This window comes from Schleiferilactobacillus harbinensis DSM 16991 (assembly GCF_000425885.1).
GTDB lineage: Bacteria > Bacillota > Bacilli > Lactobacillales > Lactobacillaceae > Schleiferilactobacillus > Schleiferilactobacillus harbinensis.
Genome location: NZ_AUEH01000007.1, coordinates 1 through 23,193, shown reverse-complemented (window position 1 = coordinate 23,193; position 23,193 = coordinate 1). Strand labels below are relative to the sequence as shown.

Sequence of the window (23,193 nt, the reverse complement as noted above, 5' to 3'; positions counted from 1 at the left end):
TAAACTCTGCACCACGTTTGAGAAAGGCGCTTACTAAAAAACAGCCATCCGCCAAAAAGGTGAATGGTCGTCCCACAGATCGCGGCCTTCCCATGAGTACACATGAGCAAGTGCTTACTTGGGGTCACTCAATGGATCGTCAATAATTGTCGCTTTCTCCAAGGGGATATTCTGCACGGTGAGTGCCTGATAAGCGGCCCGGGACACTTCCACTTCCTGCACATAGTTGATCTCATCCTTCAGAATCATCAGCAGAAAGCCGCGGACTGTCCCCTGATCATCAAAAGGCGCCTCGGCCAGCCGCAGCACATTGTGAGCCGGCGAATCCTTAAGCACGTTCAGCTCAACGCCCATATAGTGAATGCGGACGGTATCGTGGGCCGTGACCATTTTGGCTACAGTGGCCGTCAAAAAACGAGTCAAGTCATCATACTGGGTCACGACTTTACCGGTGATTGGGTCCTCAATCGTGATCATATTGATCATCCCATCGTACAGATACTCCCGCACCACTATTTGGCCGTCATTATTTAAAAACTGGATCTGCTGCAGCGTGTTGTCATAGTAAAACAAATTGCTGTATTGATTGCCATCATAGGCATACTCTTCCGTGAAGTCCTTCGTCTGGTCCGGATTGAGATAATCAATCTGTTTGACTGCCCGCCGTGTATTCGCATAAGTAGTCACATAGCCGATGATTTCGCCTTCGTAAATAATGCTGATGACACCGTCGCCACTCATGAAAATCTCTGCACCGTCAGGCACTGGTGCCTCATTAAAAAAGCGATAAGAATCTTTTGCATACCGCCGCTTCGTGACAAAGTCGATGACGCTGCGCAGTTGGATATCTTGTTCCTTAGCCACGCCGAGCAGCCCCGGCAATGGCTGAAGAACAATGAACGGCGCGTTTTCTTCCTTGGCCCACTGTTTGAATGTCGGCCACGCGGGACTTTGGGGCGAGACCCCATTAATCAGCTCATAATTCATTGATCAGCACCTGCCATTTCTTCGCAATCACGCTATCGCGGTAATCGCGTACGGATTGCTGTGTGTTCTTCCGCAGCTGCGGATAGTCGGCGGCCAGTAAACGATGCAAGCCCTCTGTTAACTGATCAATATCGTACTGATCATCATTCCGTTTAAACGGCTGCAAGAATCCGTTCACCCCGTTCTCAATAAGCTCCAGGGCCCCATAGCGGGCACTGAATGACACAACCGGCAAGGCCGCGTTCAGTGCCTCAATGTAGGTCAGCCCGAAGCCTTCAGAAAATGATCCGGAAATAAAGGCATCATACTGTGGGTAAAGATCCTCAAGATGATTGGACTGGCCCGCCAAAGTGATGTAGTCCGCAGCATGGAGTTCCGCAATTGATTTCTCCAACTGGGGCTTCTTGATCCCGTCACCATACACCGCCAGCGTGATCGGCGTACCCTCATCGTGGACCTTGGCCACTGCCCGGACAATAAAATCAACATTCTTTTCAGGAGATAGCCGGGATGCCGTGATCAGCTTCAATGGCGCCGTCAGCGGATGGTCAATGTTCGCAGGTGCTTGGTCCCGCACTCCGCCGACCGGAATCGCGACAAACTTATCGCCCTCCTGGGGGAAGTCCCGCAGTAAGTCTGCCCGCTGCATCTTGGTGGCCACCACCACTTTCGCCACGCGATCCAAATGAGTCAACAGATATTCGTAGTAATTGTTCCACAGCGGTTTAGCTGGATCGTCGCGATTGGTGAGATGGTCTGCGTGGATTACATGGATCACCGTCGCATTCGGTATCTTGGGCGCATACAGAGCCACTTCATTCCGTTCCCCACGGTCAATCATGAAGACATTATGTTCGGCGTAGACCCGCGCCAGCTGATGGAAAAAGTACCGCCGCGCCAACATTTCATTGGGAAAGAATAGATGCTGGCCGTTTAAGTCATAGACATGGATATTGCGGATTTGAAACTTGCGGTGCGGATCGTCCACGTATTCAAACTCAACCTTGCGTCGGCCATCAATTCGGGAAAAAATCTCCACCCGGGCTGTACTGACCAGTAAGACATCCGTTTTTTCGTGTTTATTCGGGTACTTCACCAGATGCTCTACGATTCGCAAACCGCTGGGTGTCCATGTTTCCCGCTTCCGATGGGTCTTGGTACTGTCGATGACCAGATCGTCTTTTTTCTTAAACTCACGCGTTACACCGTTGGTCAAATACCGATCGCCGAGAGTGAAATACTCCCACATATTGGCAACTGTCTCGTTGGCAATATGCCACTCGGCCATGGCTTCCCGTAATTGGGGGGCCAAATCAACGAAAACGTACTTGTATTCTAAGCCAACCTGATCGAAAAGTTTGGCCCGATAAAATTCAGCGTGTTCGATGCCGGAATTGCCGATACCCATGGTGCCGTTAACAAAGAAATTCATGCTTTTCCCTCACTGTCTAGAAACGAAAAGTTGGGTGACAGCGCCGGCCGCAACTGATCAGCCCAGCCGCCAAGGCCAGGGCCAAACACTTGGAGCCGCACCGGCACCCCCGCTTGCAGGGCTGCTTGGACCTGCTCGATTTGAGCCTGATCGGGTGCCTGAAACACCGCAACCGTCGATTGACCAGCGAGTACCGGTACGCTAATGGCCGCAAACCGATTGGGCAGTACGACCAAGTTTTGCCCGTTGACTGCACTGGCGTCATTCACTTTTATCCCTATCATACCAGCTTGCAACGCCACTGAGACAGTAGTTTCTTTGGTCAAATCACGCGACATCATCGTAAACGACCTGGGTAAACATTTTTTCTGGAGCGGCAGACCGATTGGCATGCCGGTGCTATGCCATTGATGAATACTTCTACCCTGGCAGCATCTGGCAATTGCCGATCCCTGGGAGGCCGACTGGTGGACGACTTTGGCAGATGTCAAAGCCCGCATCGCTCAGTAATATCAATAAAGCCTGACGGCATACGCAACTGCGCGTACCGTCAGGCTTTTTCAATGGCTCAACTCACAAAAACGGAATCTGCTTATTGAAATCAAACGTTGTCGGATCCTGCCGCTGCCGGCCTTGTCCGGCCAACGCGCCGATCTTCTGAGTATCATCCTCATCCAATTCGAAATCAAAGACGTCCGCGTTGGCTTGAATGTAATTCTGGTGCACGGATTTCGGCAACGGCAGGAAGCCCTGCTCTAAACTCCAGCGTACCAGCACTTGAGCCGGGGACTTGCCATGCTTCTGGGCAATCGCCCCAATCGTTTCATTCTTCAGCAATTCCCCGGTGCCCAGCGGCGAATACGCCTCGCTGAGCATATCGTGAGCTGCATTGTAAGCGACCATGTCCGGTTGTGGAGAATGGGGATTGAGGAAAATCTGGTTAACCATCGGCGGTGTCTTTTGCGTCTTGGCGAGCTCATCCAAATGGTGCGCCAAGAAATTCGATACACCAATCGCCCGGGCTTTGCCCAAATGATAGATGTGTTCCATGGCCCGCCACGTCTCGGCATTCAAATGCTGCCAATCCTGATGATGAGCAGCCGGTTCCGGCCAGTGGATCAAGTACAGATCAATGTAGTCTAAGCCCAGCCGCGTCAGGGAATCCCGGAAGGCATGCAGTACATCATCGTAGGAATTACGCTGTTCGTTCCACAGTTTCGTGGTGACAAACAGTTCTTTCCGCGGCACCCCAGCATCGCGAATCGCACGACCAACAGCTTCTTCATTCTCATAAGTGGCCGCGGTATCAATATGGCGATAGCCGGCTTCCAAAGCCCACTTAACCGAATTATAAGCATCCTCTGGTGAAGATTGCCAAGTACCGAAGCCAATGACCGGAATTTTCACCCCGTTAGTCAGCGTGTAAGTATCCGTTAGACTGTGTGCGTTAATTTTAGCCATGTTACCATCCTTTCTGAAATAGTCTCCTTACTTAGTGTAAGGAACTTAGCTATGTTAAGTCAAGTTGCGGCCAATCAAAAACAGGCAGTAACGGCCTGGCGTGGTCGTTGCTGCCTGCAAAATTAGTTGCGCACGTGATATAGGTCAAACGCCTGCCCCTGAATATGCACAGTGGACAAATACTTATAATTCTTCCGCAAATGGCCATTCGAGTGGGCCCGGGCGGTATTCGTTACCACGTAGTCCACACTCTTGTCCGCCAAGCGCTGATCCCAATCCTTCCACGGATAACGAAATTTATTCCAATCCAAATTGTACACGGCGAAATACTTCGATACCGGCTCTTTATTCCCACCGTAATAATAGAAGCCATAATCCATGACGCCAAACAGCATCATGCTGGCCTTGGGATCATGACGCACCGGCGCCATGAATTGAAAAATGGCCGGATCTTCTTTCTCAAACAGTCGGGATTGTTGGGGCGTGTTGTTGAATCCGGCGGCAATCAGCAGGGTCACTACCGTCAGCGCCAGCCACGTCCCCACGGTCGCCCAACCCCGCGGCTGCCACTCTGCCAGCTTGGGATAAAGAAAGAGGATCAGCTTCGCCGCTGTCAGCAGCGCCAAGGGTACAAAAATGACCAAGGGATAGATGTAATACCCCAACAAATGCGGATAGCCGACGGAGAACATAACGCCCCACAGCGGCAAGAACAAACCCAAGCGATACCAGCCCTTGCGCGGGGTGAAGGGGCCAAGGAACACACCCAGCAGACCGATCACCGCCGCCCACATCAGGATCGGATAGGACATCAGCGCATTGGCCACGCCTAAGTATGCCCCATACAGGATTGCACCAGCCAACGGTAATTTGGCCGCTTCCGTATAAGCATTGAGATTCCAGTAAAAATACACGTTAAATAGATCATTCAAAGCCCGATAGTGCCAAAAATAGAACAAGACTGGACCGGTGATGAGCACGAAGCCCAGCAGCCCCAGTCCCGTGTGCAGCAGCGCCTGGCGCCAGCCTTGATTGCCCCAAACCACTGCGACCAGCACCAGCGCTGCGATACCGGGCATTAACACCAACGAAAACTTGCTCCAGAGGATCCACGCGACGCCCATGCCGAGCAGCCCGGATTCCCAGAACCGAACCCGGTGCGCCGGCTGAACCATCTGCCGCATGACCAGGTACAAAGCCCCCATCATGATCACCGTGCTGGTGATCTCCACCGTGTCCCCCTCCCGGAACAAAGCGTTTTGCAAGAAGACCGCCGGGAATAGCAGGGTCAGCACCGCGCCCCAGATACGGGGCAAATACAGCCGCATGATCCGGTAGGTGAACCACAGCAGGAAAAACATCAACAGGAATTCAATGATCGAATAGCCGTAATCCCGCCGACCCGGAGTAATGGCCAGGGCAATGACATGGGTGAAATACACCAGCGGCCCCTTCTGCTCAAAGATGTCTCGGTACATCACCTTGCCGTTCATGATCATGCGGGCGGCAGTGAAATAATAGTTCGGATCAGGCAATGAAATATTATGGTACAGCACCGACGTGCCGGCGAATAATAGCGTGCTGATTCCGGCCACCAGGGCCAACCAGAGCTGCCAGCCCCGGCGCAACAGCGTTTTACTTTTCTCCAAGTTTTTGTCTCCTCCTACTTCTTGGCCTGGTACAGATCATAGGTCATACCCCAATAAGGCAGTGTCTTGATCAGCCGGTAATTTTGCTTGATCACCTTAGCCACCTTGAACTTTCGGTATTTGTTAGCCGTCCCGTGCCGGGTAATCACGTAATCCACCGAGCGCGCCCGCAGCCGCTTGTTCAGATCCTGCTTCAACTCCGGGAACTGTTTATCCTTGATGTTGTAGTGGGTGAAATAGCGAGTCGGCGGAATCTTGTTCCCAGAAAAATAATAGAACCCCTGGTCCATCACGTTGTAAAGCATGAGCGACGCGTCCTTGTTCGGATCTTTGCGAATTGGCGCGACGAATTGGTCAAAAACCGGTTTGTCTTTGTTATATAGCCACGATTGACGCGGTGTGGTGTTCAAGCTTGCCAGAACCAACAGCAAGGTGAAGGCCACCCCAGTCCAGGCAAAACCCAGATGGCGACCAGCCAGCTGCCAGCCTTTCAGCATCGGGAAGGCTTTCACCAATGACCACGCCCCGGTCACGGCGGCGATGGGCGCGATCACCCAATCGGGGTAGACATAATAGCCGCCATATTGGGGATACGCCACCGCAAACAGCCCGGCGAAGAATGGCAGGAAAATCGCCAGCCGATCGCCCCAGCGCCGTGGAGCCACTGGTCCGACGAAAAAACTAAGAAAGAATAATACGCCTGCGATTCCCAGACCCCAATTACTGGTCAAGTTGTGAAAAATACCGTAAGTCATGCCCCGCAAAATCGCCAAGGGCAGAATCATGCACGAGGCGGGACTATAGGCCGTCAAATTAACCACAAAATAATAATGGAAAAGATAACTGAACGCATGGTTGACAGCAAAATAAATGATCACCGGGATCGTGGGGAGCAAAGCGCCAATCACTCCCCAAATAATGTGCCGCAGTGCTTCTGGCGCACTTTGAGCGCGCCAACCGTAGGTGATCAGCACCAATGTGGCCACCCCGGGCAGCAGGATCAACGAAAACTTAGTCCACAAAATCCAGCTCAGACCCACGCCGAGCAGCCCAGATTCCCACCAATGAACCAACCGGTCAGGCTGCCGGACCTGACGCAGCACCAAATAAATGGCAGCCAGCATCACCGGCATACAGGTAATCTCCACCGTGTCATCCATGGGATAGAAATACGGCTGCATGATCAGCACCAGATAAACCGGCGTGAGCAGCGCACTCCACTGGAAAGACAAATACAGCCGCATGATCTTGTAGGCGAACCACAGGATCAGCACGGTGAAGAAAATGTCGAAAATCAGGTAACCGTAATCGCCCTGATTCGGCGTGATGGTGATCGTGAACCAGTGGAGAAAATAGGTCCATGGTCCCTTTTGATCAAAAATGTCTTTGTACATCACCTTCCCGGCGGCCATGGCCCGCCCGACAGTGAGGTAGCAATTCGGATCCGGCAGCGTGATCGGATAATAAATAAACGACACACCGGAATAAAGAATATTGGCGATGGCCGCCAAGATGGTCAAAGCCGTCGGCCACAGCCAACGTCGCAGGCGTTTGCCCAGCATTAGTGAATCTCCCCCTTCACTCATTACTGAATCTCATCGTCGCCATCAGCCGGCCGCTTCCGCCGGACGATGATCAAGGTGCCGATCAGCAAAACCAGACCGGCGATACTGAGGCCGATGCCCAATCGCATACCCGGAATCCGGTAGCGCAGCACCACCTGATGCTGTCCAGCTTTCAGCGGCACGCTGATAAACGTATTCAAAGCCTGCTTAATAGCGGCTGGTTTGCCGTCCACCGTGGCAGTCCAACCGCGCCGACTGTACGGAATCGTCGTCAGCAGCTGTTGGTCTCTGGTCGTCGTGATCGCGCCGGCCAATTCATTGGCTTTGACCTTGCGCAGCCGCCATGACTGCTGCTTCAGCTTCGTTGCCGCCTCCTGTAAAATATTTGGATGCAGCTGATCGATTTGCATGGCTTGATATTGAATCTTGTTGCTGAGCAAATTTAACGTCAGCGTAACCCGGCCATGCCGGGGCAGCGTCCCCAACGGTACCGGGGCGTACTGGGCCGGGAAAAACGTGATGGTCTGATCATTGAGGGTGACCCGAGCGGTATTCAGCAAGCTCTGATCAATCGTGATGTAAGTGGGCAGCTGGCGCGGCGCAGCAATCGTGAAGACCGCCTGGGCCGGTTTGGCCGGATTCTTCTTCGTGATCGTCGTACCAGTCAACGACTTGGTCAATACGGCGTTGGTCAATTTCGGCGCGGTTGCGGTCAACGGCGTGAAGTAGGCATCATCCGCGCCAGTCAGGGCATTGAATAAATTGTTTTGGTTGCCCAAGATATCCAAAGTCTGGTACGTCGGGGTCACCATGTTGCTGGGTACCGCGAAGCCAAGGGGCAGCGCGTCTGTGTTTTCACGCACGGTGACCTTGCTCTGCTGAGTCGTAATCGGCTGGGTCGCCAAATCGTTTCGTTGGCCGTAATTCGTAAAATTAGCCGCCGGTGTCGTCTGCTGCGTTGTCGTGGCAAAATACTTGATGCCCAAGAACGTATCGGTCAACCGCGTACCATTCGTATAGGCCGCCCAATAACCATAGGCTGGCAGCCCCACCGCCGTGTAGAACTTGGCGATGGCCGGCTGCGTATTCGACGTAAAGACCGATGCACTGGCATAGTCCTGACCAAAGGCATCGCCTCGGTCATTAGCCCGCACAAAATTCTTATCCAACCGATAAAAAGCCGTGTCGTCCTGTTTCTGGACGGTCTGCACCCACTGGTGCGTCCGCTGATAATACTCGGTATACGTGGCCGTCGGCACGCGGACCATCTGCCGGGCGACCAGCGCTGCGTTCGCGCCAAACTCGCCCACTACCGCCAGCAGCACCAGCCAACGCCAGAGCCGTTCGCTCCGCTTCTCCCACAAAACGACCGTCGCCATGATTAATAGAAAGAAAAAGGCACTGAGCAGAAGCCGGGACCAGGTGATACCCACCACCCGATGACGCATCAAGAAGGCGTAGCCGAGCACAGCAACGCCCACCAGTGTGCTGGGAAACCAGGATTCAAAATGCCAATAATCGATTTGCGTCAGCTGAGTAGCCGCCAGATAAATCAACCAGAAACTGACCAAAAAGCTGAACCGGAACGGATAGGCCTGGGGCAGCTGCATGCCGTGCCAAAAAAGGTTGACCGCATTAAACAGAAACCCGGAAGCTAAAATCAGGGCAACCAGCCCGCCGGCAATCTTCTCCCGCAAGGCAAAGCGGGTACTGAAGAAATAGCCGACAAACGCAAACATGGCCAGCGTACCGATGAAGACGTTAGGCAGTCCGTTGCTGGGCGATCCCAGAATCAGTTTTGTCGGTACCAGCGTCCAGCCCTGCATGATGAGCGGCAAATGCGGCGTGGCTTGGGTCCCCTTGCCGGCCAGCAGGTCCAGCAAAGTGGGCACCACCACGACCATGCTGAGCAGCCCGCCTAGCAGCGAGCCCCAAACAAACCGTACTATCTGTTTGCCCGCTTTGCGCCAATCCGCCCAGGACATGATCACCATGTACAGGCAATACAGGACCAAAAAGGCCGCCAGCATATAAGCAATGTAGTAATTGCTGATGACAGCCAATGCCAAGAGCAAGGTGTACGGCACATAACTGCGCTGATCCAGCAGCCGCCGTAACGCCCAGACCAGCAGCGGCAGCAAGATCACCCCGTCCAGCCACATCAGATTCATTTGGTAGATAATGGCATAGCCCATCATGGCGTAACTGATGGCCAGTGCCAGATTGATGGTCCGCTCCAAAGTCGGTTCGACTTTGCGCAGCATGAAGCTCATGGCCGCAGCCGCACAACTGATTTTCAACCACACCAAGACATACAACGCCAACGGAATTTGGCTGGCAGGAAATAAGAGCGTGAGTAAATTAAACGGACTCAATAAGTAATAGGCCCAATTGCCAGCCATACTGCCGCCCAGACCGTTGGCGAAACTATACCCAATCTGATCCGTCGCCCCCGCCCAGACATGCCGATAATATTGAAAAAAAGACACGTATTGCTGGCTGAGATCGCCGCCCAGCCACGAGCCGCCGGTGAGCGGATTGGCCTGGGCAACAATGCCGGCGGCGAAAAAGAGTACGGCGGCTAAACCAAAAGCCAGCAGCCAATCCCACCGCCGGGCCGGGCGGCTTTGGTAATCAAAATCCACGACGTTCACTGAAAATGCCACATCCTTTTCTGCACGAAGAAATCCATACCACCTATTCTACCCGAAAGTGGGTCTCGATAGCATCTGCCCGCAAAAAAAGACCGATTATCCACTGGACAATCGGTGCCGCTTGGGTTAAGCGTTCTTGGCAGCGGCCAAAACGGCCAGCCGATGCGGAATTGACGGAAACGCCCCGAGTCCCTGGACAGCTAAGGATGATGCCCGCTGGGCATATTGGACCGCGGCGTACAGATTGCTTAAATCGGGCCGGAGTTCGGAAGCGAGCGCGCCAATAAACGCGTCTCCCGCACCCGTGGTATCGACAGCGTGCACGGGGAAAGCCGGCAGCAGCCGACTCCCCGTATCTGTCACCACATAAACACCTTGATCACCCAGTGTAATCAACACCGTAGCCACGCCCCGCTCCCGGAAGTAAGCAGCGTTCGCGGCCAGCGAGGCCTGATCCGTGATCGGCATCCCGGTCAGCGTGCCGCTTTCGGTCTCGTTGGGCACAATAATATCCGTGTGGGCCAACAATTCGGGGGTCAAGCGCTGATTCGCCGGGGCCGGATTCAAAATGGTGCGCACCCCGGCTGCCTTGGCTTGATGGAACGCCGCCGCGGCCGCGGGAATCGGCGTCTCGCATTCGGTGATCACAAAATCCGCGGCTTGGATGGCGTCAGCTGCAGCGGTAACGTCTTCCACCATGACCTGATAATTCGCCCCATGGTCGATAATAATCGAATTCTGGCCGCTTTCTTGCAATAGAATATACGCTTGACCCGTGGGCAGCGTATGGCTGGTGATCACGTGCCGCACGTCAATGCCTTCCCGCTTCAGTTTCTCAATCATCAGCCAACCGTTGTTGTCGTCACCGACCCGACCGATGAACGTGGTCGCCGCCCCGCTGCGCGCACTGGCCACGGCTTGATTGGCCCCCTTGCCGCCGGCGGCCTGGGAATATTCCGACATGGCGATGGTTTCTCCCGGTTGTGGCAGCCGGTTAATGTGCAGAATATTATCCACATTGATACTGCCGATGATCACGATGCGATTGGTCATAGAAAATGCCTGCTTTCCAAATAATCTCTACGCCCATCTTACCGGAAAACACGCTCTTAGGCGAGTTTTGCCCGGCCGGAACTGGCCCGGACGACTAATTCCACTGGCAGTGTCGCTGGCACCTCCGGCTCTCGCCGCTCGATTTTGGCCAATAGACAATCAGCGACCGCATGGCCCAGGTCCATCACCGGCTGATTCACCGTGGTCAATTCCGGCGTGACATAATTCGACAGGTCCGTATTGTCGTAACCGACGACTGAATAATCGTGGGGAATCCGCTTGCCCAGTTCATGCAGTCCTTTCAACACGCCAATGGCTAAATCATCATTGATGGTAATAATGGCGGTGATCCCGGGCAGCTTCACGATCCGCGCTGCCGCGGCCTGCCCGGCTTCCCGGGTCAGGGGGGCCGACACATAAGTCACCGCGTTCCGCGGAATACCGTGCCGGCCTAACGCATCCAAGTAGCCCCGGTAGCGCGCGGCCATATTGAACGGCAGCTGGGGCGGGCAGACAATGGCAAACCGCTGATGGCCCAATCCCACTAAATGGTCCACCACCAAACCGCCGCCGGTGGTGTCATCCACTGCCACCCGCAAGGCTCCGGGAACATCATCGGCTTGATCCGTCAGGACGTAGGGCATGGGCTCGGTCTCAGCGATCAGCCGGACAATTTTCTCCGTCACTTTCGGTGCAGCGAGAATCAAGCCCTGCTGGCGGCCTTGGGCAAAGCGGGCCGCCAGATTCGTCCAATCTCCGCCGTCTTGCGCGGCGTTAAACACCTCCGTGTAATAGCCCTGAATCCGGGCCGTTTCTGCGATCCCGCTAAGCATTTTCGGAAAAAACGGGTTCATTAAGGTCGGCACCACTACCCCAATGGACGGATTAGGGTACCGCACCAGCGCATCGTCATTCAAATCCAGATAATCATTCATACGTTTGGCCGGTTGCGATTTTTTGGCGTAGCTAGCCATGCCTCCTTTACCAGCAGCAAACTGATTTTTGCGAACTCTCGTATTGCGTTCCTTTTCAGTGTACTGTATTGTGCTCATTCTATCACGTAACATGCTCATTCAGTGTTCTACGCCATTACCAGATTTGGACCGTTCCAATTTCAATTGTGTTAGGAACCTTTATACGCAGGCGTTTCTACCGATTCCGGGTATTGTTCCGGTCAGAAAACTATATCGATTTCTATTTCACAAATTGAGTATATTCATGTATAATAACAGTGAAATTCAAGGAGGTTATTCGATGCTGAGCGAAGTCGATCAGAACACGATGAAGGAAAAGGCCGCCCAACGCGCCGCAGACACCGTATGGTCCGGTATGCGCTTGGGGGTGGGCACTGGATCCACTGTCAAGTTCTTCATTGATGCCTTAGGCAAACGGAGAAAAGAAGGCCTGGCACTGGGCGCGGTGGTCACCACCTCCGACCGGTCCCGGCAGCAGTTAGAGAGCCTAGGCTTCACCGTCGGCGAACTCAGCGACGTGGAGCATTTGGACTTAACCATTGACGGTGCCGACCGGGTGGACAGCCACCTGGACGGCATCAAGGGCGGTGGCGGCGCGCTAACGATGGAGAAGAACGTCGCCGTTCATTCTCTGCACAACACATGGATCGTGGATGAGTCAAAAGTGGTGGATCATTTAGGCGGCTTCCCCTTACCTGTGGAAGTATTGCCGATCAGCGCCAAGCAAGTCTTCAATCAATTCGCCGATGAGGGATTGCTCCCCCGGTTCCGCACCACCGATACCAACGAGCGCTACGTCACCCATTACGGCAACTTCATCATTGATTTATACATTGATCCCCTCCCCGCCCCGCGCGGGCTGGCCAGTTACCTTGACAGTACCGTCGGGGTGGTCGAACATGGCCTGTTCCTCGGGATCTGCGACACCGTCATCATTGCCCATGAGGACAATACGATTGAGATAAAGAAGCGGCAATAAGAATACTGAAGCATGAAGCAGCCAGAAGGTTTAATTTTCTGCCTGCTTTTTTCAATACCGCAATACCGGCAAAAAAGCGAGCAGACTCATCCAGATTAGGATGAATCCGCTCGCCTTTTTCGTTTATTGATGATTACTTCTTATCTGTCGGCTGAGCCTTCTGCCCATCGCCGGCTGCTTCACTCTCTGCCTGATATGCACTGCTGCCCTTCTTCGGCAGCTTCTGGGACCGAGCGACCCATTCCACTGCTGCCGAGAGCATCAGCGGCAGGGTAATGACCAGGATCACTAACCCGATGATCACGGCCAAGGCCACTTGAATCAGCGTCGTGACACCCGAAGGCATCAACGCGGCAAAGGTGCCGCTGAGGATCACGGCGGCGGAAATCACGACTGCGCCGATGACGGATGCTGCTTTAAGCATCCGCTTGGCGGTGTTGTGCTCGATTACCCGCAGATCGCGGAAGCGGATCATCAGGAAGATACTGTAATCTACCCCCAGCGCGATCAGCATGATAAAGGAGAAGAATGGTGTGTTCCACGTCAGCAGCGGCACACCCATGAACACCTTCGTCACGATATGGGTCAAGCTCAACGAAGTGACGTAAGCCATCAACAGCGTTGCCAGAATGGTCAGCGGTTGAATGATCGATCGGGTGACAACCATCAAAGCGATGGCAATCCCGACCACCATGATCACCGCCGTGCGCAGGAAGTCGCCGTTGGCGAGTTCCTGCAGGTCGGCAGTTTGCGACGTTTGACCGCCCACCGCCACCGTGGCGTCCTTCAACGGACCATGCTTCATTTTGGCCTTAAGATCACTTTGGATAACTCGTACCCGCTTAGCTGCTGCCAACGTCGCCGGATCACCTTTGAAGACCATTGTCAACGTGGTGATCTTGTTGTCATCGGCCATGTAATTATCCAAGGCCGGTTTGAAGGTCTTGCTCTTGATCGTGTCCTGGGGAATGTAGAAATTATCTCCCATATAGGACTTTTGCAGGCCGCTGAGATATGCCTTCATCGTGGCATTGCCCTGCTGCAGAGTGGTCAATCCATCAGTGGCACTGGTTAAGCCCTTTTGCAACTGAGCAACTTGAGTTGCCAGGGCCTTAACCTTAGTATTCATCTGCTGCACACCAGCGTTGACCTGCTGGGTGCCCGCAGATACGGAGGACGCTCCGTTATTCAGCGTGCCGCTTTGGCTGGCCAGCTGACCGGTCCCTTGGGCAAGCTGATTGACGCCGCTGCTCAGTGCTGGCAGCTGGCCATTCAGCGACTGGATTCCGCTGTTGACCTGGGTCGTGCCGCTGTTCAGCGCACTGGCCCCGCTTTTGAGTGCCGTCCCGTTACCGGCTAACTGCTGACTGCCGCTGGCGAGCGTGTTTACCCCGCTGGCCAGCGTCGGCAATTGACCGCTCATGCTGCTGATGCCGCTATTCAGCTGGGTGGCCCCGGTACTCAAGGCGCCAGTGCTCGCCGCCAATTGCGCCAGCTGGCTATTCAGACTGGCCAGTTGGGCAACTTGGGCATTCAGTTGTTTCAGCCCATTTTGCAATTGCGTGCCAGCAGCAGAAAGTTGGCTGACCCCGCTGGTCAATGCCGGCGTCTTGCTTTGCAGCGACGCAACGCCGCTGTTCACCTGGCTGACGCCAGCAGTATATTGATTGATGCCTTGGCTCAAACTGCTGGCCCCGCTTTGCAATTGTTGGGTCGCACTGGCCAACTGGCTCACGCCGCTAGTCAAACTCGGTACCTGGCTCTGCATTTGGCCGACGCCGTTATTCACTTGGCCGACACCTGCCGTATACTGGCTGACCCCGGCATTCAACTGGCCGGCCCCGCTTTGCAGCTGCTGGGTGCCATTGGCCAATTGTTGTACCTGAGCAGTTTGGGCCGGCACATTCGCGCTAGTCAGCTGCTTATTGGCGTCACTCAGCCCGCTTTGAATCTGTTTCATGCCCTTCGTGGACTGATTCAAACCAGAAACGATCGTGCTCAGCTGATTCTTCAGGTAAAGCTGGGAAATCTTGCTGCCCCCCGGCTGAGTGACCGAAGCGACGGTCTTGACCCCTTTTTCAGCCTGTAAGTACTGCGTCAAATCATCCACAGCAGCCAGGTCTTCCTGCGTATTCAGCGTCCGCTTGCTTTCGATATAGACGGTCGATGGTGCGGTCATCCCTTTGGAATAATGCTTCTGGATCAGCCGATAGCCGACCTTCGAGGGAATGCTCTCTGGCAATTCGTCAGCATTATTAAAATTCAGCGTCTGATTCATCGTGAACAGGAACGGGATGGCAGCGATGACGATGACGGCGATGGTGATGATTGGTTGGGCTAAGCCCCACTTAGACAGCGTGTGCCATAAGCGGCTTTCGGATTCGCGGCCCTTGGTACCAGTGGGCCAGAAAAGCCGTTCGCCCAGCGTGCTCATGAAGAATAGGTTCAGGGTGAGCAGGACCGGCAAGAGCACAGCAACCCCAACGGCGACCCCAACAGCAGATTGGTAGAACGAGAACTTGGCCAAGGCCAACACGGTGAAACCAATCAGGACCGACAAACCAGAATACAGGATCGTTCGGCCGCCGTATTTCAGTGTCCGCCGGGTGGCTTCCACCGGCGTTCGGCCCTCGCCCAAGTTGCCTTTGAACGTGTTATACAGCAATATATTGTAATCTGTCCCAATCCCGAACAGCACCACAACCATGAACACTTGGGTGAAGTTGCTGATGGGGAAATCAAAGGACTGAGCCAGGTTCATCACGATGCTCAAGCTGGTGATGAAGGCCACGCCAACGGTGATCAGCGAAGCCAGCGGAACGATTGGCGAACGGAAGACAATGATCAAGACGATCAAGATGAAGACGATGGCAATGATTTCAGTCTTCTGAATACCTTGTTCGGTGATGGTCGAGAAGTCATCGTTCAGTACGTCGGAACCGGTGATATAGGTCTTCAAGCCGCTGGTCTTGACCTGTTTTTCCAGCGCTTTGCTTTGGACTGCGACCCGGCCATTGGCTTTCGCCGTGATCATTGCCATCTGAGTCGTGCCGTCCTTGGAAACCAGCTGCTTCTTAGTTTCCGCGTTATCACTCGGGGCGGTAATACCCCGGACAGACAAGCCCTTGACGTTATGAATATCCTTGATCGTCGTGTTGATATCCTTGATTTGGTCGGCGGACAGCTTCTGATTGCCATTGTTGAACACGGCAATATATGTACGGACGGTCTTATTGTCGTTCGCTTTCTTCTCGATGCGCGTGGCAATTTGGCTCTCCACATCGTTGGGCAGCTTGATAGCGCCCTTATCCCGGGTCAGCTGACTGACGTTGGGCATCATGATCAGGGCCGCAACAACGATCACGATCCAGGCAATCAGGGCGAGAATGTGGTGTTCTCTAAACTTCTTCAACAAAAATCTTCCTCTCCACAGTGAGTGCGTTCCATAATTGATTCTTCAACTGCCGAATATTCCGCGTGTCTGCCGGCGGAATTTTAGCAAAGCGATGTTTCGCCCAAAGGAAACTGACCATCGTCTGCACGCTGCCATACAGCAGAACCAGCTGAACATCTGGACTGCTGTGCACAAAAATGTGCGCGTCTTGACCGTGCTGGAGAAAATCAGTGTAATACGTGATCACTTTTGCTCTGGCAGCCCGGCTATCGTCATCCAAGACCTCATTAAAAACATTGAGATTCATGAATTGCAGTTCAGGTGTGTAGTTCAGCATCAACCCGGCTGAAGCATCGAACAACTGGCTGAACTGGGCCTGAATATCTGCATGCTCATCCACTGCTTCCTGAATTTCAGAGAGAAAAACGGCCAGGACCTTCTGGAAGAGATGGTTCAAAATGCTGTCTTTATTCTTGAAGTAGCGGTAAACCGTGCCCACCCCGACCTGAGCAGCCTTAGCAATTGACGGAACGTTGGTCTCGGCATAACCCTGCGTGGCAAATAAGTGCAAGGCCGCCTCTAAGATCGCGTCTCCTTTGGTATTGGTTACTTTGTCCATAGCATATTTCCCTTCCCCAGTGAGTTATTTTCAGAAAGTGGAATGAACGTTCATTCCGTATTCTAAGACCTGAATAGTATCCCGTCAACTGCTAAATCAACAGAATCCGTTTCCAAAAACGAGCTCCGGCCGACAGAAGCTAGAGCACAAGGCAGAGGGAACACAAAACCTAAGCCCGGGTTTTTCGTTCCCTCTGCCTTGTGCTTACGCTTCTGACCGTCGGCCTGCGCTCTCTACGAAAAAGACGCCCCGCAGGACGTCTTTGAAAAACTAAGTGTTATTTCTTCCCCGGATTCGTCATAAACGCTTTATCCTGCAAGGCATATTGCCGCCCCGCAGTGATATCGTATTGAATCATCCGATAATCGGCGTAGAGCTGTTTCTGCTTGGCCGTCATCTTCTTCACGTTGTACCAATCACCATCGTCGCCTACCCAAGCCGGGCTGGTCTTGACCTTGCCCGCTTTGTTTTTCTTTTGATTAGGCGGCATGGACATGATTGGCAGATCGTGGTCCACGTCGGTGAGCAGTGCTTCATACGGGGACACCTGCGCATTAAGATGTTTCAGCACCAGCGGAATAAAGTCGTTCGTGCCCACATAATTGGTATTCTTCAATTTTGTGTTGTGGGCTTTGCTGGCTTTATTCGAGTAGATGAAGAACGTCGTGGCATGCATTCGCACCGGGCGCAGGGTCAGATACTTGTTGTTCACGATCCCCGGGAAGTGATCACCATAGAAGACCACTGTCACTGGTTTCTTGATCTGATCCAGGGCTTTGATGAATTTCGCCACCGCCTGATCCGTCTGACTGATACCGTAAGTAAACGTCGCAAAGGCGTCCGCGATGCTCTGCTCTTTCAACGCCGCCCCGGTCACCTTGCCCTGGTATGGATTATTCGGGTAATAGTAGCTGTCGTAAGGCATATGATTCTGCATCGTGACCAGTTCAATGAACTGCCCGCTCTGCTTCGCGTTGATCTGATTCAGCGCATTGGCATACGCGGTGTTATCCGACAGGTACGGACTCTTCTGGATCTTGCTCTGATTCGTGATGGGGTACTTGCTGCCGAGATAAGAATACTTGTCGATACCCATCTTGTTATAGACCTGGGGCCGATTGTAGAACGTGCCGTTGTATGGGTGAATCGCCGCGGAGTATGGGAAATTCTGATTGAACGACGCCACCTTGGTATCTCGGGGAATCACTTGGGAAAAAGGTGTCACATTCGCCGAGAAGTTGCCCATCACTAGTCCGGTCAACGCCTCGTATTCCATGTTCGCCGTCCCGCCGCCATAGCCCGCACTCAGCATGTGCCCACCGGTGGTCTCACTGGTCAGCTGGCGAATATAAGGCATGGGATCTGCCCCGCCGACTTTGACATCGGGAAACTGCTTGGGATCGGTGAAGCTTTCGCTCAGGTTGAAAATCACGGTCTGATCGCCAATCTTCGTCGTCCGGGTCTGGTTGATTGCCTTGGCCCGCCGCGCGTACTTGGCGAGAATCGCCTGGATCCGGCTTTCGGAATAGCCCTTGGGCTTGTCCATCACCTGAATATCCACGGCATTAACGAATTGCAGCAGCGGGCCGCTGCGCTGGACGCCCTTGAGCGGCGTGATCACGTCTTGGCCGTTGCCCATCGCCGAGTTGAACAACCGGGAATAGGAAGTCGGCGAATTGGCGGTGGCCGGAGATAGGAGCAGCACGAACCCGAGGATCACGCCGCCGATGCGCACGCCCCAATTGACGCGGATCTTCCGCGGCAGCTTTCTTTCTAACACCACGATCACGGTGATCAGCACCGCCAGCCCGAGGAGGACCCACCACACGGTGTGCTTGCCCAGCATCGCCATCAACTCCGGCAGCGCGGTCAACTCGTGCAGGTCCGCCGGGGTGATCGGCGCCGAGCGGTAGACCATCTTGATGGCGTTGGCCACGGTCCAGACGGCGTAGATCGTTTCGGTGAGGAGAAAGCTGACCCAGAAGCGGGTCGTCAGGACGTACAGGATGAAGAACGCAGCGATGAGAAAGAGGCTGGTGTAGACGATGGACTTCTGTCCGTCCACCAGCAAATAACTCAAAATCGGCTGGGTCTCCCCCTTCAGCCCCATGGAAATCTTGCCGTTGGGCGACATGGCCAGGAAGGAAGCAAAAACGGTCAGGTAGAACACCGCCACCAGCATGATGGGCGGCCAGTTGCGGCGCAGCCAAGCAATGATCGCCCGGCCCAGAGCCGGCAGGCCCGTCCGGTAGTCGCCGGTGGCGGTGAAGGCCAAGCGCGTATCGAGAACCGCCAACGACCGGCGAAACAGCCAGCCGCTAAAAATCGTCCAGGCCCAGGCAGCCAAACTCAGCATCAGGGCGAGGCCAATCGACAACAGACCAAAGTTCACCAAGTTATTGCCAGTGGCCTGCATCGCCGGGGCCATCAAGGTCTGCCCGATGAACGGCGATTGGGCCACAGTGAAACTGATGACCAGCATGGTAATCAAGTTTTGGCTTTGTTTTTCATTAAACCAGCGGGTAATCAGAACGACCAGCGCCGCCGCAGTCAAGACCACCGGCAGACTGAACGGTCCGGCCAACTGATCCATAAACCGGTAATCCCCTTCGTAATACAGGGACAACTTGCCCGAACCGGCCTGGCTGGCCCAGGTGACAAGCAGGGTCGCCGTGCCAAGCAGGGCCGCCATGCCGCTGCTCAGCTGATTAAAGCGGCTGCGCTGGAGGACCAGGCCGAATAGAAACAGCCCGACCATCAGCGGCAGCATCCGAAAACTGGCATAATCCGCTTGGGCCGGAGTTAAAATCGACCCGCCGACCAGCGTCGCGGCCGTTAAGAGCCAGCCGGGCCACGGACCGAACCTTTCCAGTAGCCGGTAGAAAAGCGGTTGCACGATCAAGCTGATAATAAAGCCCGTGAACACAGCACTGACACCGCGGGTCAGGGGCAGGAAACTGCTATGCATGGCCGGCAGCGTGAGTTGTTTCAAACCAATGAAAACAGCGGCAGTGCCGAGGATCAAGGTACTCACCGTGCGCAGCCAGATTTGGAGCGGCCAGGCCAATGATCCGCGTTTGCGGGCACTGACAAAACCGGCTAACACAAACAGCACCGGGATCATCAGCTGCACGACGGCGTTCCCGGCGTGCAGGCCAAACCAGATCACGGCTTTCTGCCCAGGCTCCCAGGCGTAATATGCGTAAGCTCGGCTTAATAAGAGGACGCCGAGGTAAATCACCAGTCCGCCGCCCACCGCAATGAGCCCGTAGCAGAACTGATAAAGCCTTTTTCTCATTTTCTACACGTCTTTCTCAATGTCTTAGCCACATTGTACTTTATTGGTTGAGAAAGAAATGGCTCCTTAGCACATTGTAAAGAATCTGTCACGATTGCCGTCTCAAAAAACGGCGGACATTGCTGCCCGCCGTCGAGAAAATTGTCTGTTAGCCTTCGATTACTGCACGAAGCCGTAATCCGTCGGTACCCATTGGTTGCCGCCGAGACTGTAATAGGTCCGGCCATCGCTGAGAATGCCGATCCCGTAAGAGCGCCAGTGCGTGCCGGCGGGGATGATCTTCAGAACTTGCAGATTGCTGTCCAAGACCGCCACACCCCAGCGCGGATTCGCCGGGTAGCGGACCGTGAAGGTGCCAGAACCACCGTAAAGCGGAATTTGGGTCGCAATGTCAGCAACACTGATGAATTGATTGCCGCCCACATTGAACGCGGTGAGCTGGCCCTTCGTGTAGACTTCGTTGTTGTACTGGTAGCGGGCGCCCTGGGGCAATACCCGACCAGTATCCTTGGTCATGGCCGCGTCACTGTATACCCGCGCACCATAGGGCGAAATGATGCTGACGACGCCGCTGTTAGGAATAATCTGCTGCTGCGGCGTCGACGGGGTCGTGCTTTCTTGCACGGCATTGGCCTTGATGAACTGCTGCCCGCCCAGATTATAGCCGGCGAGTTTGCCGTCAATAAAGACCTTCTGGAAAACCTGCCAGCACGTCCCGGCATCCCAGGTCCAGTTATTGATCTGCTTGGTCATCGCACTGTCCGAATAGACCGGGGTCCACGGATTGATCACACTGACCACGCCATTGAAAGTCTGAGTCGTCACATCGCCAATCGGTGTTTCTTGCACATCACTAGCCTTGACGTACTGCTGCCCGCCCAGGTTGTAGCCGACCACATTGCCTTGGGCATCATAGACCTTCTTATAGGAAGCCCACGCCGTCCCTTGTTTCAGATTGCGATCGGTGATCTGTGCCGTCATGTTCATGTTGCTGTAAAGAGCAGCACCGTTAGTGTTCTTGATATACACCGTGCCCCGAGCATCCTTTTCAGTATACCCGGTAGACTTTATGAAGTAATAATCCACGTAGTACGTCGTGCTTTGGCTGAACGTCCGGGAGAAATTCAATGTCCCGTTCGTGGTGCTTTGGGTCACACCGTCAATCTTCACCGAGTCGAAGCTGAGTCCATCATGCGCGGCAGCGTAAAGCGGAATCGTCTGTCCGCTTGTGACCGAGGTCGAGCGCTGATTGATAATCACGCCATTAGCCCAGTCGCGGATGACGACTTGGCTTTGGCCAGTAAGATTTTCGGCCTTCACTGCATCAGTCACGTAACTCCTCAAGCTGGTGACCAGCGTTGCAAAGTTAGGCGTCGGATTGGCTGCAGACGGCGTGTTGGCTGCAATGACTTTTTCAAACACATCGCCATTAGTGTCACCGGAATAATGGGTGTCGCTAGATTTAGTATTCAGCAAATCAGCAAGTTTGCTGCGGCTTGCTACAGATGTTGTATCAGCAAGACCCAGTTTTGTCTGCATTTCATTGATCAAAACTGCCTGGGCCGTTTCCCCCCATGCTTTAGTCAAGCCAGCGGTGTCCTGAACACCATTTACCAAAGCCGTTAATGATCCGCCCGCAGTCGGGGCGGTTAATGACCCTAGATTACTGCTCTGCAAAAATGCCAGCAGGCTATCCTTGTTTTCTTGCCAATCAGCAGCGAGCTGAGTATTAGCAACGGCACTATCAACTGCCTCGCAAATATTCCCCATCGCCGTGGCGACATTCAATTCCGGATTCTCCGTTGATGGTGTGTTGGCCGCGACTACGTTGGCCAAAACCTGATTATTCGCTACCGTGGCGCCATTTGCTTTAGCCGCCAGCAGTTTACTCATTGTATTTCGACTGGCCGCAGATGTCGTATCCGGCAGGTTCAGCTTAGCTTGCATTTCATTCGTGATTACGGCCTGGGCAACCGCTGACCAGGCTTGGGCTAGACTATCCGCGTCTGCAGCTTGGGCGACTATTGCGGTCACCGTCGTTGTGGTGCCATCTTTCTTTTCTACAAGCAGCTGTCCAATTTTGCTGTTGGCTTGCAAGAACGCGGTGAGGTTGTTTTTGTTCGTCTTCACCGGATCATCAGTAGCGGGTTGGAATTGATCAGCCTCCGTTGTTGTGTATGTAATCAAGTGATTCAGAACAGCGCCAAAGTCAGGCGCAGCGGCACCGGACTGGATGATTTCGCTCAGCACTTCGGCGTTTGTCTTGCCTGCATATTGCGCATTGGTAGATTGGGCTTGAATGAATGCTGTTTGGTCGGCAGGCTTGGCAAACTTGCTAGCCACGGTATTGCTGATGATCGTCTGGGCGACTTCGCTCCAGACACTGTTAAAACTTGCCTCATCCGTGACACCCGCCAAAACAGCAGATACTGTCTGGTTGTTAACAGTCAAATTACCCCAATTACCTGCAGCAACCGCGCTCTTCAACGCCGCCAACTGAGTTTCCCAGGATGCCGGCTCGGCCGCAGTGACCTTAGCGGCGTCGTCTGTGCCAGCCGCCTGAACGGTCGGCCCTGCTGTGGTCAGCACTGCCCCCGCAGCAACGGTCACAACCAGAGCGGCCAACCAGCGTTTCCCGGACTTGTATAACCGATAATGATCCTTTTTCTCCATATTACACACTTCTCCCTTTAGCGATATGCTTAGCTCTACACAGAATAAGTATAATCGGCATTGGGCGGCTGTCTGAAAAGTTGCATAATAACAAAATAACAAGTGTCGTATACGCATCAGCTTGTAAGCGGTCGTTGAAATAGGTGTGAAGACAAAAATGGTGCAATCCTCTATCATGAAGATTGCACCATTGCTTTACCCGCTGTTATTCGTGACAGAACGCCTGCACCTTCGGCGCCCACGGCAAATAGTCCTGCAAGGCGACCATGTCGCCGGGAGCCGGCAAATTAGGCACTGTGTCGAATAGATAGTTGAAATATTTACTCGGATCGAGGTGATTAGCCCGTGCTGTCGTGAGCAGACTAAGAATGACCCCCGCAGCCGTCGCGCCGCGTTTGCTCTGCGAAAACAGCCAATTTTTACGACCGATGACCAGTTCTTTGACGGCGCGTTCG

14 protein-coding genes and 1 pseudogene are annotated in these 23,193 nt (G+C 54.0%); 1 reads left to right on the top strand and 14 read right to left on the bottom strand.

Annotation, left to right across the window (positions count from 1 at the left end; genetic code table 11):
* Positions 1-114: 114 nt before the first annotated feature.
* The 9 genes from H627_RS0103265 to H627_RS0103225 form a co-directional block, all read right to left on the bottom strand.
* Positions 115-987, bottom strand: a complete 873-nt coding sequence (locus H627_RS0103265) for a hypothetical protein (RefSeq protein WP_027827778.1) — start codon at positions 985-987, stop codon at positions 115-117.
* Positions 977-2,419, bottom strand: coding sequence for a glycosyltransferase (locus H627_RS0103260; protein WP_027827777.1), 1,443 nt, complete (start codon positions 2,417-2,419; stop codon positions 977-979). The genes H627_RS0103265 and H627_RS0103260 overlap by 11 nt, the downstream gene beginning before the upstream one ends.
* Positions 2,416-2,745, bottom strand: a complete 330-nt coding sequence (locus H627_RS0103255) for a hypothetical protein (protein WP_155827890.1) — start codon at positions 2,743-2,745, stop codon at positions 2,416-2,418. Before H627_RS0103255 ends, H627_RS0103260 begins: the two co-directional genes overlap by 4 nt.
* A gap of 247 nt (positions 2,746-2,992) precedes the next feature.
* Positions 2,993-3,880 (bottom strand): aldo/keto reductase, encoded by an 888-nt coding sequence (locus tag H627_RS0103250; RefSeq protein ID WP_027827775.1) that lies wholly within the window; start codon positions 3,878-3,880, stop codon positions 2,993-2,995.
* A 122-nt stretch (positions 3,881-4,002) separates the two neighbouring features.
* Complete coding sequence (locus tag H627_RS0103245; protein WP_027827774.1) at positions 4,003-5,529, bottom strand: hypothetical protein; 1,527 nt, start codon at positions 5,527-5,529, stop codon at positions 4,003-4,005.
* A gap of 14 nt (positions 5,530-5,543) precedes the next feature.
* Positions 5,544-7,091, bottom strand: coding sequence for a glycosyltransferase family protein (locus H627_RS0103240; protein WP_027827773.1), 1,548 nt, complete (start codon positions 7,089-7,091; stop codon positions 5,544-5,546).
* Positions 7,092-7,114: 23 nt separating this feature from the next.
* A complete protein-coding gene (locus tag H627_RS0103235; RefSeq protein ID WP_081674604.1) occupies positions 7,115-9,760 on the bottom strand; it encodes a YfhO family protein in 2,646 nt (881 codons plus the stop codon).
* Positions 9,761-9,874: 114 nt separating this feature from the next.
* Positions 9,875-10,801 (bottom strand): ribokinase, encoded by a 927-nt coding sequence (rbsK, locus tag H627_RS0103230; protein ID WP_027827771.1) that lies wholly within the window; start codon positions 10,799-10,801, stop codon positions 9,875-9,877.
* A gap of 56 nt (positions 10,802-10,857) precedes the next feature.
* Positions 10,858-11,775 carry a LacI family DNA-binding transcriptional regulator gene (locus tag H627_RS0103225; RefSeq protein ID WP_027827770.1) on the bottom strand — a complete coding sequence of 306 codons (918 nt, stop codon included), beginning with the start codon at positions 11,773-11,775 and terminating at the stop codon, positions 10,858-10,860.
* A gap of 280 nt (positions 11,776-12,055) precedes the next feature.
* Between H627_RS0103225 and rpiA the strand changes: the two genes are divergently transcribed.
* Positions 12,056-12,754, top strand: a complete 699-nt coding sequence (rpiA, locus tag H627_RS0103220; RefSeq protein ID WP_371859387.1) for a ribose-5-phosphate isomerase RpiA — start codon at positions 12,056-12,058, stop codon at positions 12,752-12,754.
* A gap of 133 nt (positions 12,755-12,887) precedes the next feature.
* Here rpiA and H627_RS16775 read toward each other — a convergent pair whose 3' ends face one another.
* From H627_RS16775 to H627_RS0103195, 5 genes and pseudogenes are all read right to left on the bottom strand, one after another.
* Positions 12,888-16,166, bottom strand: a complete 3,279-nt coding sequence (locus tag H627_RS16775; protein WP_081674600.1) for an MMPL family transporter — start codon at positions 16,164-16,166, stop codon at positions 12,888-12,890.
* Positions 16,153-16,767: a TetR/AcrR family transcriptional regulator gene (locus tag H627_RS0103210; RefSeq protein WP_027827768.1), complete on the bottom strand. Its 615-nt coding sequence runs from the start codon at positions 16,765-16,767 to the stop codon at positions 16,153-16,155. The genes H627_RS16775 and H627_RS0103210 overlap by 14 nt, the downstream gene beginning before the upstream one ends.
* Positions 16,768-17,044: 277 nt before the next feature.
* Positions 17,045-20,065, bottom strand: coding sequence for a sulfatase-like hydrolase/transferase (locus tag H627_RS0103205; RefSeq protein WP_027827767.1), 3,021 nt, complete (start codon positions 20,063-20,065; stop codon positions 17,045-17,047).
* Between the two features lie 159 nt (positions 20,066-20,224).
* Positions 20,225-22,738, bottom strand: coding sequence for a KxYKxGKxW signal peptide domain-containing protein (locus tag H627_RS0103200; protein WP_027827766.1), 2,514 nt, complete (start codon positions 22,736-22,738; stop codon positions 20,225-20,227).
* Between the two features lie 205 nt (positions 22,739-22,943).
* Positions 22,944-23,193: pseudogene (locus H627_RS0103195) on the bottom strand (IS66 family transposase); the annotation flags it as partial.

Bases quoted from the DNA above. Each gene is read 5' to 3' on its own strand.
- H627_RS0103265 (WP_027827778.1), bottom strand. From the start codon at position 987: ATGAATTATGAGCTGATTAATGGGGTCTCGCCCCAAAGTCCCGCGTGG.
- H627_RS0103260 (WP_027827777.1), bottom strand. From the start codon at position 2,419: ATGAATTTCTTTGTTAACGGCACCATGGGTATCGGCAATTCCGGCATC.
- H627_RS0103250 (WP_027827775.1), bottom strand. From the start codon at position 3,880: ATGGCTAAAATTAACGCACACAGTCTAACGGATACTTACACGCTGACT.
- H627_RS0103240 (WP_027827773.1), bottom strand. From the start codon at position 7,091: ATGCTGGGCAAACGCCTGCGACGTTGGCTGTGGCCGACGGCTTTGACC.
- rbsK (WP_027827771.1), bottom strand. From the start codon at position 10,801: ATGACCAATCGCATCGTGATCATCGGCAGTATCAATGTGGATAATATT.
- H627_RS0103225 (WP_027827770.1), bottom strand. From the start codon at position 11,775: ATGGCTAGCTACGCCAAAAAATCGCAACCGGCCAAACGTATGAATGAT.
- rpiA (WP_371859387.1), top strand. From the start codon at position 12,056: ATGCTGAGCGAAGTCGATCAGAACACGATGAAGGAAAAGGCCGCCCAA.
- H627_RS0103210 (WP_027827768.1), bottom strand. From the start codon at position 16,767: ATGGACAAAGTAACCAATACCAAAGGAGACGCGATCTTAGAGGCGGCC.
- H627_RS0103205 (WP_027827767.1), bottom strand. From the start codon at position 20,065: ATGAGAAAAAGGCTTTATCAGTTCTGCTACGGGCTCATTGCGGTGGGC.
- H627_RS0103200 (WP_027827766.1), bottom strand. From the start codon at position 22,738: ATGGAGAAAAAGGATCATTATCGGTTATACAAGTCCGGGAAACGCTGG.